Genomic DNA, 10,623 nt, shown 5'->3' on the forward strand with positions numbered 1-10,623 from the left:
TTTTGCTGCTGGCGCGGCGGTGTAATTTTGGTCGACAACCAGTTGAGCGGATTCGCGTTTGAATTCAGGACTAAAATTTCTTCTTTTCATTGGTGCACCCGTGTTGTTCTGAGGTGAGCATATCACCCCTGTTCAGGTGGCCAAATTCAGTGTGCCACTACAGTTTGAACCGCACTCATAGCCTTATGCCGCCGTGAATACACTCTAGTCGCCCCGTTTAAATCCATTAAAACTTATTCAGCGAAAATTTTTGTTTCATCTACACTAAAAGACGCGGCTGTTTCAGGCAGGTAGCGCTCTTTTTTAGAATCGATTACAAATTAATTCTGATTTATAATTAATACAGTAAATAAGTTATGTCGTCTAAATCGAGCTCCATTTCAAAATTGTTACAAAAATAAATATGACATCCGGACTATTCCCGATGACAACGCCTCTTAATGCCCTATATTAGCGGGGCATCGCATTACGCTACGGATGAATATGCTGATAGGCAGGGATAAGTGTATGTAATCGATTACATAGTTGTGATTGACTTCACACTTTGTCAGCATACATTTACATATAATTCATAATTATTAATTTACGTAGTACACGGAGACATTATGAGTACTGCCACACATAAACCCGGCAGATCCCATGCTCGTTTTACTTTTTTTGTTTGCTTTATGGCGGCGTTGGCCGGCCTGCTATTTGGACTGGATATTGGCGTCATCGCCGGCGCGCTGCCTTTCCTGTCTACGGATTTGCACATCGATAATCGTCAACAAGAATGGTTCGTCAGTTCCATGATGTTTGGCGCCGCGGTGGGCGCAGTCGCCGCCGGCTGGATGTCAGCCAAGCTAGGGCGGAAATTCAGCCTGCTTACCGGCGCCCTTTTGTTCACTATCGGTTCGCTGTGGTCGGCGCTATCTCCCAATGTGGAATCCCTTATTATCGCCCGTATTCTGCTGGGTCTGGCGGTCGGGATTGCCTCCTATACCGCACCGCTTTATTTGTCGGAAATCGCGCCGGAAAAATCCGTGGCTCAATGATTTCCATGTATCAGTTAATAATCACCATCGGGATTTTAGCGGCCCACCTGTCTGATACCGCTTTCAGCTATAGCGGATCCTGGCGCTGGATGCTGGGCATCATCACCATCCCCGCGGTGCTGCTGTTTGTCGGCGTCCTGTTTTTACCGGGAAGCCCGCGCTGGCTTGCGGCGCGTGGACGTTACCATGAAGCGCAAAAAGTGCTGGATATGCTGCGCAGCTCCAGCGAGCAGGTAGGCAAAGAGCTGGATGAGATACGCGAAAGTTTGAAGATCAAACAAAGCGGCTGGGCACTGTTTAAAGACAACGCCAATTTCCGCCGCGCGGTATTCCTCGGCGTCCTGTTGCAGATGATGCAGCAGTTCACCGGTATGAATGTCATTATGTATTACACGCCGAAAATCTTCGGTATCGCCAGTTTTGCCAGCACCGCCAACCAAATGTGGGGAACGGTGATTGTCGAGTTTGTCAACGTACTGGCGACATTTATTGCCATCGGGCTGGTGGATCGCTGGGGTCGTAAACCGACGCTGAAACTCGGTTTTCTGGTTATGGTGGTCGGCATGGGCGCACTGGGCACGCTGCTCCATCTGGGCGTCGACACCGACTTCCAAAAATACTTTGCGATTGTCATGTTGATGCTGTTTATCGTCGGTTTCGCCATGAGCGTTGGCCCGCTAATTTGGGTACTGTGTTCCGAAATTTAGCCGCTGAAAGAAAGGGCGCGACTTTGGTATTACCGTCTCCACCGCCACCAACTGGATTGCCAACATGATAGTCGGGGCCACCTTCCTGACCATGCTGGAAACGCTGGGCAATGCCAACACCTTCTGGATCTACGGCGCGCTTAACGTTCTGTTTATCGTATTGAGCATTATGCTGATTCCAGAAACCAAAAACGTTTCGCTTGAGCATATCGAACGTAACCTGATGACTGGTAAACCGCTGCGCGAAATCGGCGCGTGGGACTGACCGCTCACGTCTGTGGCCAAAACGCCGCCGCCCGACTGGACGCCGGCGTTTTTTTGCCCAATAACCTGCTTCGGATTTACCCTATGCCCTTGGCGCGCGGCGGCGTGGTTTTGACCCTGTATAGCCAGGTGTCGTCGCGTGGTATTGCCATAGGGTTGCATCCTTTGGCGCCGACGATTAGGCTGGCGAATATGAAACCGTTACGCATCCCTATCACCCTGCTGCAGGGTGTCATGCGGTGCCTGCGGGCCAAGCTCGCACAGGCAGGGGAGTATTTTGACTATACCTTTCCCGAACCGGCGATAAGCTTTCAACAGCGCGGCACCTCCGCCGGTACCGCCTGGCTGGAGCGCTGGGAAATCCGTCTGAACCCGCAATTATTGCTGGAGAATCAGCAACGGTTTATCGACGAAGTGGTGCCGCACGAGCTGGCGCATCTGCTGGTGTATCGCCAATTTGGCCGGGTTGCGCCCCACGGCCGGGAGTGGCGCTGGATGATGATTGCCGTGTTGCAAACGCCCGCGCGCCGCACCCATGAATTCGATTTGGCAGAGATGCGTAAATCTACCTCTCCCTATCGCTGCGGCTACCAGCAGCATGCCCTGATCGTACGCCGTTATAACCGCGTGATACGTAGCGAAACCCAATGCCGTTGCCGGCACTGCCGCGACATCTTGCAGCCCGAGGGACCGGTACGGAACGGTAATATTCTGCCAATGCTTCCCCTGATTTTCCCCTGCTGGCGCGGCGCGCGTTCGATTTGCCTGTCGCGACGTAATTAGATAACCTGCGCAATTCCAAATTGAACACACTAATATGCCGCATAAAATTTTCGGCCTGCTGGCCGCCTACTTACCTTTTCCTTTCCCGCCGCGGCCAAGGTGCATGAAATCACCAATTTTAACCAGGCAAAAGCGGCAGCGGTGAAAATTAATCGCGACGCGCCCGGCACTTTTTATTATAATTACCGCATAAACTGGCAGGGCAAAAAAAGCATCCCGGACCTGGAGTCCTGCGGCTATCAGGTGCCTAAGAGCGAGCTGCGCGCCGACCGCATCGAATGAGAAGATGCGCTACCGTCATGGAAATTCGGTCACCAGCGCCAATGCTGGCAAAACGGCGGGCGTAAAAACTGGGCCAAAGATCCGGTGTATCGGCAAATCGAAACCGACCTGCACAACTTGCATCCCGCGATCGGCGAGGTCAATGGCGATCGTGGCAACTAGCAGTACAGCCAGTGGCGCGGCGGAGAAGGTCAATACGGTCGCTGTGAAATGACAATCGATGTTAAAAACAAACAGGCGGAGCCGCCGTCCCGGGCGCAGATCCAGCTGTTCGAGGTATGGGATCGCGCCTACCCGGTGACCGAATGGGAATGCAAGCGCAACCAGCGGATCGCCGCGGTTCAGGGCAACCCCAATCCGTACGTTCAGCGGGCTTGCAGCCTTTAAAAGCGCTGCTCTACACTAAAGTTGCTCGGCCTGCCGTGCCGGCAGGGGTCGAGTCCGCCGCGGGCGGCGAGACAACTAGAACTGAAGCCACATCTTATGCGAATACCTCGAATATATCATCTGGCGCCGCTGGCCGTCGGCACCGTCCTCGCGCTGGGCGAGGACGCCGTGCATCATGTGAGCTGGGTGCTGCGCATGACCGTCGACGGGCCGATAGCGCTGTTTGACGGCAGCAATCACGTTTTTGCGGCCCGTTTGACCCGGGTAGACAAAAAGGGCGTCGAGGCCACAGTGCTGGCCGCACAGATGGAAGATCGCGAATCGCCGCTGCATTTGCAGCTGGGACAGGTGATGTCACGCGGGGGAAAAATGGAATTTACCATCCAAAAATCCATCGAATTGAAAGTAAATGTGATCACCCCATTGTTTTCGGTGCGCTGTGGCGTCAAGTTGGAGGGCGAGCGGCTGGAGAAAAAGCTGCAGCAATGGCGCAAAATCGCCATCGGCGCCTGTGAGCAGTGCGGCCGCAATCGCCCTGGCGAAGACCGCCCCGCGATGACGCTTGAAGCCTAGTCTGCGGAACAGGAAGCGGGGTTGAAACTTAATTTGCATCCCCGCGCCGAACAGAGCATTAATACTCTGCCGCTGCCGCTGCCGCTGCCGCTGCCGCTGCCGCTGTCGGCGCACGGCATTCGTCTGCTGATTGGGGCTGAGAACGGCCTGTCGGCGGAGGAGATTGCATTGACCGTCAATTATAGGTTTGCCGATATTCTGCTGGGGCCACGGGTGCTACGCACTGAGACCACCGCACTCACCGCCATCACCGCCCTGCAGGTGCGTTTCGGCGATTTGGGGTAAAGGAGAAGACAATGATTAAGCTTGGCATCGTAATGGACCCGATTTCCACCATCAATATCAAAAAAGACAGCAGCTTCGCCATGTTGCTGGAAGCACAAAGCCGCGGCCACGAAATTCACTACATGGAGATGAGCTCCCTGTATCTGCGCGGCGGCGCTGCGCGGGCCTCCACCCGTTTGCTGTCGGTAAAGCAGGATTATGATGCCTGGTACAGCTTTAACGGCGAACAGGACATCAATCTGGGCGAACTGGATGTCATCCTGATGCGCAAGGATCCGCCCTTCGATACCGAATTTATTTATGCCACCTACATCCTGGAACGTGCGGAAGATGAAGGGGCGCTCATCGTCAACAAATCGCAGAGCCTGCGGGACTGTAACGAGAAACTGTTTGTTTACCGCCTGGTTCGCGCGCCATATGCCGGATACGCTGGTAAGCCGCCGGGACGATCACATCCGCGCTTTCTGGCAGGAGCACGGCGACATCATCCTGAAACTGCTGGATGGCATGGGCGGTACGTCGATTTTTCGCGTCAAGCAAGACGATCCCAACCTGACGGTCATTGTTGAAACCCTGACCGGATACGGCCGCCACTTTTGCATGGAGCAAAATTATCTGCCGGCCATCAAGGACGGTGATAAGCAGGTGCTGGTGGTGGACGGCGAACCGGTTCCCTACTGCTTGGTTCGCATTCCAAAAAGCGGCGAAACCCGCGGCAATCTAGCGGCCGCGGCGAGGCACGTCCGCTCAGCGACAGCGACTGGAAAATCGCCCGCGACGTGGCGCCGATGCTGAAAAAGAAAGGGCTGATTTTTGTCGGTTTGGGTATCATCGGCGACCTCCTGACCGATGATCAATGTCATCAGCCCTACCTGCGTGCGAGAAATCGAAGCAGCCTTCCCCGTTTCCATCACCGGTATGCTGATGGAGGCAATTAAAAAACGTCTGGCGGCGTAACAACGCTGATGTGTATGACGTGGCCGCAATCCGATTTCGCTTGCGGCCAGTGACTTATCCCCATTTTGCCCGCGTACTGAACACCGCCTATTTTTTAAACTTACTGAGGTTGCCTAATTAAAGCATGAATTTACAGCACCATTTTCTTATCGCCATGCCCTCGTTGCAAGATCCGTTATTCAAACGCTCGGTGGTTTACATCTGCGAGCACAACAGTGACGGCGCCATGGGTATCGTCATCAACAAGCTCGTCGAGCAGTTCACCGTGGAAAACGTGCTGCACAAGCTCAAGATCATGCCTGCCGGCCGCGATCCGGCCATCTGGTTGGATAAACCGGTGTTCGCCGGCGGCCCGCTGGCGGATGACCGCGGCTTTGTTCTGCACACGCCGCGCGATGGGTTCGGCTCTAGCATCGGCATCTCGCCGCAAACGATGATCACCACGTCCAAGGACGTGCTGGAGACGCTCGACACCGCCGATCAGCCCGACGATGTGCTTGTGGCGCTGGGCTACTCCGGCTGGGGACAGGGGCAGTTGGAGCGCGAGCTAATGGAAAACACTTGGCTTACCACCCCTGGCGACAGTGAAACCCTGTTTGATACCCCCATCGCTGCCCGCTGGCGCGAAGCGGCCAAGACCTTAGGCATCGATATTCACAATATCGCCAACCAGACGGGTCATGCCTGATGGTCGCCGCCGGTAGCATCTTGGCGTTCGATTTTGGTACGCGCAGCATTGGCGTGGCTATTGGTCAGCCTGTAACCTGTACCGCCCGGCCGCTGACGGCGTTTAAGGCTCGCGACGGCGTACCTGACTGGCAACAGATCGAAAAATTACTGAACGAATGGCGGCCGGAAACGGTGGTGCTGGGTTTACCGCTGAATATGGACGGCAGCGAACAGCCGATGACCGCCCGGGCACGCAAGTTCGCCAACCGGCTGCACGGCCGCTTCGGCGTTCAGGTGGTGTTGCACGATGAGCGCCTCAGCACCGTCGAAGCCCGCGCGGGTCTGTTTGAGCGCGGCGGCTTTCGCGCGCTGGAGAAAGGCAAAGTCGACGCGGGGTCGGCGGTGGTCATCCTAGAAAGCTGGCTCGAACAGTTTCCCGAGTAACGCTACGGCACCCTCGTGCTCCGTCTGTGGCGCCATTAGCCGCCCCTGTCACTCTGCCTGTAGCGTCATCACCAACACCTTCGTCGCTCCGCCTGTGGCGCCATGCCCGGTATAGACGACGCGCATGCCATGCAGCGGCACTGCCACAGCTCGCAGCAAGGTGTCCCAGCTCGCAATAGTGGCGGTGTTATCACTGGCGGTAACGGCGCGTCTCTCCTGCCTCTGCCCCGGGACCGGCTTACTCCAGATAAAACACCTGCCGCAGCGGCGCGCTGACGGGGCTGTTATCGGCGTTGGCAGGCATGACGTCGGTCGTATGACGCCGCCAGCGCTGGCAAACCTCCGTCTCCGCCAGAGCCGGCCAGATCGGGTTGTGCCGGCGTTCATACTCCTGATGCGTGTCCGGATTAACCTGCATTACGAATGCTTTTCGTATCATCATGCTTCCCCGGTCAACGCGCCTCAACGTCCAGCGCCGCCGCCATCGACGTCACGCCAAAACGCTCGCCGAGGGCGATGAGTTCAGCGCGGCTGATGGTCTGTTTTTTGCCACCCATCGCGCGGACTTTCACCATGACCTCCGCCGATTTTTCCGCCGTGTCGAACAGGCTAAAAGCGTAATCCAGCGAGGAACTGCTGGCGAAAATACCGTGGAGAGGCCACAGCACCAGCGAATGCGCGTGCATTTTCTCTGAGGTGGCGGCGCCAATTCCGTCGGTGCCGGGGACCATCCAGGGGATAATATCCACCCCGTTAGGGAACACCACCAGGCACTCCGTACTGCCTTCCCACAGTTTGCGGGTAAAGCGGGCGGTATCCAGCTCCAGCACGTAGCTCAAGGCGATAAGGTTGGTGGGATGGCAGTGCATGATGACTCGATCGTTGCCGTCCGTGACCTGCTTGCGCACAGCGCGGTCCCGCGGCTGGTGACGTAGGCAAGATAAAATTCCGTTGAACCGACGGTGTAGCTTTCAGCGCCGATACCAAATAATTTACCTTCCACCGCGTCGATATGATGGCGTGGGTCCAGTTTCTCCGCTAATACCGTATCCAGCGCCGCAATCAGCCGTTTACGCGGCCCCAGGCGATCGACGGTGAGATCTTTCATCCCGTCCGGGACCCAGATATTCATTAGCAATGCCGTTCCCAGTTCGCGGCCAAAAAATAGGCAGAAATGCGACGACTGGCCGGGCAATGCTCAATCCAAAATTGGCGAATATTGTCATCGGCATGGGAAAGGGTAAAGCCATCGGCGCTTAACGGATGGGAAAAGCAGGTCGGATTAAAGTCCAATCCCAGCTGTGGTGTTCCCGCGCCCAGGCGACCCAGCGGGCGAAATGCGCCGGCTCAATGGCGTTACGCTCCACCGGTTGCTCCGCCTCCAGGTAGATGGCGTGCAAATTAAGCCGCTTCGGTCCAGAAATCAGGCTGAACGCCCGCTCCAGATCGGTACGCAACTGCTGGGCGTTGGTCGCTTTGCCGGGATAATTGCCGGTAGCCTGGGTCCTTCCCGTCAGGGCGCCGCGGGGATCCTCAAAACCGGCGACATCGTCACCCTGCCAGCAATGCATGGAAACGGGCAGCGTATCAAGCAGCGTCTGCTCCACGTTGACATCAATATCGGCGTAGCGCTGCCTGGTCAATTGCCAGGCTTGTTCAAGGGATGGGTTCATAACAAAATTTCCTCTTGCGTATGGCAAAGCGCCTGGAAGCGCTGCCAATGATGGACAAAATCAGGTATCGGGCTGGGCTGGTAGTGCGCCAGCGGGAAACTGCGCGTTAAGATCCGGCGCCAGGCCGCGACATCCGCCACCTCGTTTAGCGCCATGAGCTGACATCCCACATTGCCAAGTGTTGACGCCTCCACCGGCCCCGCGGACACCGGCAACTGGCAGCAATCGGCGGTCAGCTGGTTGAGCCAGCGGTTTTGGCTGCCGCCGCCGATGATATGCGGCCGGGACGGGGAAATGCAGCGCGCCAGCGTCGCGGCCTCTTGCGGTAGCGGCTGCTGGCGCTCGCGGCACTCCTGGCGAATGGCCTCCACCATTGAGCGAAGATTAATAAAGCGTTCATCATTGGGATTAATCAGACTGGTAAAAGGCGGCAAGGTGGCGGCCGCTTCCAGCAGCGCCAGCGCGCGACTATCGCTATCGCTAAAGGGGGTACGACTCTCCACGCCCATGAGCGACCAGGTGCCGGAACTGAGGTAGACGCAGCTTTCGTCTTGCAGCGGCGAGGCGACCACCGCGCTGGCGGTATCGTGGGTCGCCACGGCGATGACCAGTACTCGCTGCCCGGAGGGACTGACCCAATAACCGGGCGTATTACCCGGTTGGCGCGAGGTCCCGAACCAGCTTCGGGGAAGCCCGAGATACGCCAGCAAGGTATGATCCTAGTCGCCCGTCACCACATTAAGCAACTGCGTGGTGCTCACGTTGGTATATTCCCAATTAAGCGCGCCGGTTAGCCGGTAATGAAAATAATCGGGGATCGGCACCAGGTGCGCGACCTTCGCCGCTTCCTGCGGCTGCCGCTAGGCTTTCAACTGATAAAGGGTATTGAACGGCAGAAATTGGATCCCGGTGCGTCGGTAGATTTCTTCCCGGCCCAGATCGGCGCTCACCTGCGCCGGCCGCCATCGGTGTGATGATCGCAGTAACTAACCGCCGGCGCCACGCGCTCACCCGCCTGGTTGAGCAGGACATAATCCCCCCCCCAGGTATCAATGCCGATGCTGTCGATGACCGTGCCGGCGCGATCCAACTGATTGATGCCGTCGAGGATCGCCTGCTCCAGTCGATCCAGGTCCCAACAATCCGCCCCCTGCTGCTGTACAAAGCCGTTAGCGAATCGGTATACTTCCTTCAGGCTTATTTGCTGCGCGACGTCATCCCATATGGAGTGGCAATCATTTCTGGACTCTTAAGTTAAACGATGGGTTAGCCGGAAGCCCTTTAATGGCGCGGCTTATAGAGATTTTACAGATTCTAAACTCGAATGACTGTGGTTTGAGCAGATTTAAATGTAGTTTAAACGTCTTTTGGGCATCCATTAGATATATGTGAATTAGGTTAAAAAATTTTAGTAAATTATAAAAATAATGAAATAAGATAGATAATTGCCTAATTTTTATTTAGGCCGCTCCGCTTTTCTTACAGTTTAAGCTTGCCACATCTTCTACTGCACACTCTTCAGATACCGCCCCCTTTTTAGCTTCGTGTAGGGCTATCAGACGTTCTTTTTCTTCTTTTGGAAGTTGGAGTAACAGACTATCTAAGTCATCTTTACGTCCTGATAACGCCAATACACCCTTTGTTCCTTCTTGCAAAAGCAGGCATTATTAATGCCTCTAAATCTTTTTATTCAGCGACTTATAAATCATATGCCAAGTAGCTTCTAAAGGATCCTCCATTAGGCTTTCCTCGTTAATCGACTGAATCTCGCTAGTTGAAACCACTTCGTTTTGAGTGCATGATGAAGCAAATGCAAGCCAGCCCAAGCTGACGTGTTCCTTATATACAATGCTCTGCACCACTGTATAAAGATGGTTCTGTACCTCTAGTTAAATAGTTGTGCAATGTTGAGAAGGATAACTCCCATTCAGTTGCAGCAGCTCTGGCGCTTCTATTGCCCATAAGTTGTTTAAGGCGTGCGACAAAATTTTCTTTTCCATCCATATCAAAAGCAAAATTACTTGTTTTCTTCTTTCTCATTTTCTTTTCTCTATAACTTATTAAGTATAGTTAATAAAATACAAAAATATCTCTCATATGTGGCGATCAGAAAAAAATTCATTATTTGCTTTACTTGTTTTAAGTTTGAGATGTCATTGCTGTATGGGTAAGCCCCATGACTTACCCGCATGGTTAACCTTTTAGGGTAATCGAATGATAGATAGAAATGAAATGAATCATCGTGACTGGCACCGGATTGATATCGGGGCCTCCCTGCACAAGAAGGGGATCACCATACAAGATCTCTCCCGCGGCTCGGGGCTGGCGTCCAGCACGTTAAAAAACGCGCTGTATCGTCCCTATCCCAAAGGTAAACGCATTATCGCTAATGCACTCAATGTAGATCCGGCCAGCATTTGGCCGAGTCGTTATATGATCAAGGTGTTGTAATTATGTTTGTTACGGTGAGTGAGTCAGTTTACCCGGATTGCCTGGCACCTTGCAGGGACTTCGCTGGTCATTGAATAAGCGGACTGCAAATTCACCCGATTTAGTCCGTAAGCG

At 54.6% G+C, this 10,623-nt stretch carries 7 protein-coding genes and 8 pseudogenes; 9 read left to right on the plus strand and 6 right to left on the minus strand.

Features of this window, described 5'->3' with window-relative positions:
- Positions 1–605: 605 nt before the first annotated feature.
- From ACTBDU_RS14340 to ruvX, 8 genes and pseudogenes are all read left to right on the plus strand, one after another.
- Positions 606–2,006, plus strand: a pseudogene (locus ACTBDU_RS14340) (sugar porter family MFS transporter).
- A gap of 191 nt (positions 2,007–2,197) precedes the next feature.
- Positions 2,198–2,686: pseudogene (locus ACTBDU_RS14345) on the plus strand (SprT family zinc-dependent metalloprotease); the annotation flags it as partial.
- A 201-nt stretch (positions 2,687–2,887) separates the two neighbouring features.
- A pseudogene (locus tag ACTBDU_RS14350) lies at positions 2,888–3,457 on the plus strand (endonuclease).
- 96 nt (positions 3,458–3,553) lie between these two features.
- Positions 3,554–4,315: pseudogene (rsmE, locus tag ACTBDU_RS14355) on the plus strand (16S rRNA (uracil(1498)-N(3))-methyltransferase).
- Positions 4,316–4,347: 32 nt separating this feature from the next.
- Complete coding sequence (locus ACTBDU_RS14360; RefSeq protein ID WP_438806948.1) at positions 4,348–4,884, plus strand: hypothetical protein; 537 nt, start codon at positions 4,348–4,350, stop codon at positions 4,882–4,884.
- A pseudogene (locus ACTBDU_RS14365) lies at positions 4,766–5,106 on the plus strand (glutathione synthase); the annotation flags it as partial. The gene ACTBDU_RS14360 and the pseudogene ACTBDU_RS14365, both read left to right, overlap by 119 nt.
- 290 nt (positions 5,107–5,396) lie before the next feature.
- A complete protein-coding gene (locus ACTBDU_RS14370; RefSeq protein ID WP_438806942.1) occupies positions 5,397–5,960 on the plus strand; it encodes a YqgE/AlgH family protein in 564 nt (187 codons plus the stop codon).
- The gene (gene ruvX / locus ACTBDU_RS14375; protein WP_438806943.1) at positions 5,960–6,385 is read left to right on the plus strand and encodes a Holliday junction resolvase RuvX; all 426 of its coding nucleotides are present in this window, start codon (positions 5,960–5,962) and stop codon (positions 6,383–6,385) included. Before ACTBDU_RS14370 ends, ruvX begins: the two co-directional genes overlap by 1 nt.
- A 238-nt stretch (positions 6,386–6,623) precedes the next feature.
- On the opposite strand, the gene ACTBDU_RS14380 is transcribed toward ruvX, so the two are convergent.
- From ACTBDU_RS14380 to ACTBDU_RS14405, 6 genes and pseudogenes are all read right to left on the minus strand, one after another.
- Positions 6,624–6,824: an L-rhamnose mutarotase gene (locus ACTBDU_RS14380; protein WP_438806944.1), complete on the minus strand. Its 201-nt coding sequence runs from the start codon at positions 6,822–6,824 to the stop codon at positions 6,624–6,626.
- A gap of 13 nt (positions 6,825–6,837) precedes the next feature.
- Positions 6,838–7,293 (minus strand): annotated as a pseudogene (gene rhaD, locus ACTBDU_RS14385) (rhamnulose-1-phosphate aldolase); the annotation flags it as partial.
- Positions 7,290–8,058 (minus strand): annotated as a pseudogene (locus ACTBDU_RS14390) (L-rhamnose isomerase); the annotation flags it as partial. The pseudogenes rhaD and ACTBDU_RS14390, both read right to left, overlap by 4 nt.
- A pseudogene (locus tag ACTBDU_RS14395) lies at positions 8,055–9,283 on the minus strand (FGGY family carbohydrate kinase). The pseudogenes ACTBDU_RS14395 and ACTBDU_RS14390, both read right to left, overlap by 4 nt.
- A gap of 235 nt (positions 9,284–9,518) precedes the next feature.
- Positions 9,519–9,713 (minus strand): hypothetical protein, encoded by a 195-nt coding sequence (locus tag ACTBDU_RS14400; protein WP_438806945.1) that lies wholly within the window; start codon positions 9,711–9,713, stop codon positions 9,519–9,521.
- Between the two features lie 184 nt (positions 9,714–9,897).
- Positions 9,898–10,098, minus strand: a complete 201-nt coding sequence (locus tag ACTBDU_RS14405) for a hypothetical protein (protein WP_438806946.1) — start codon at positions 10,096–10,098, stop codon at positions 9,898–9,900.
- 174 nt (positions 10,099–10,272) lie between these two features.
- On the opposite strand from ACTBDU_RS14405, the gene ACTBDU_RS14410 reads away from it, so the two are divergent.
- Positions 10,273–10,509: a helix-turn-helix domain-containing protein gene (locus tag ACTBDU_RS14410; protein ID WP_438806947.1), complete on the plus strand. Its 237-nt coding sequence runs from the start codon at positions 10,273–10,275 to the stop codon at positions 10,507–10,509.
- Positions 10,510–10,623 lie beyond the last annotated feature (114 nt).

This window comes from Sodalis sp. (in: enterobacteria) (genome assembly GCF_051710625.1).
Classification (GTDB): Bacteria; Pseudomonadota; Gammaproteobacteria; order Enterobacterales; family Enterobacteriaceae; genus JBPESN01.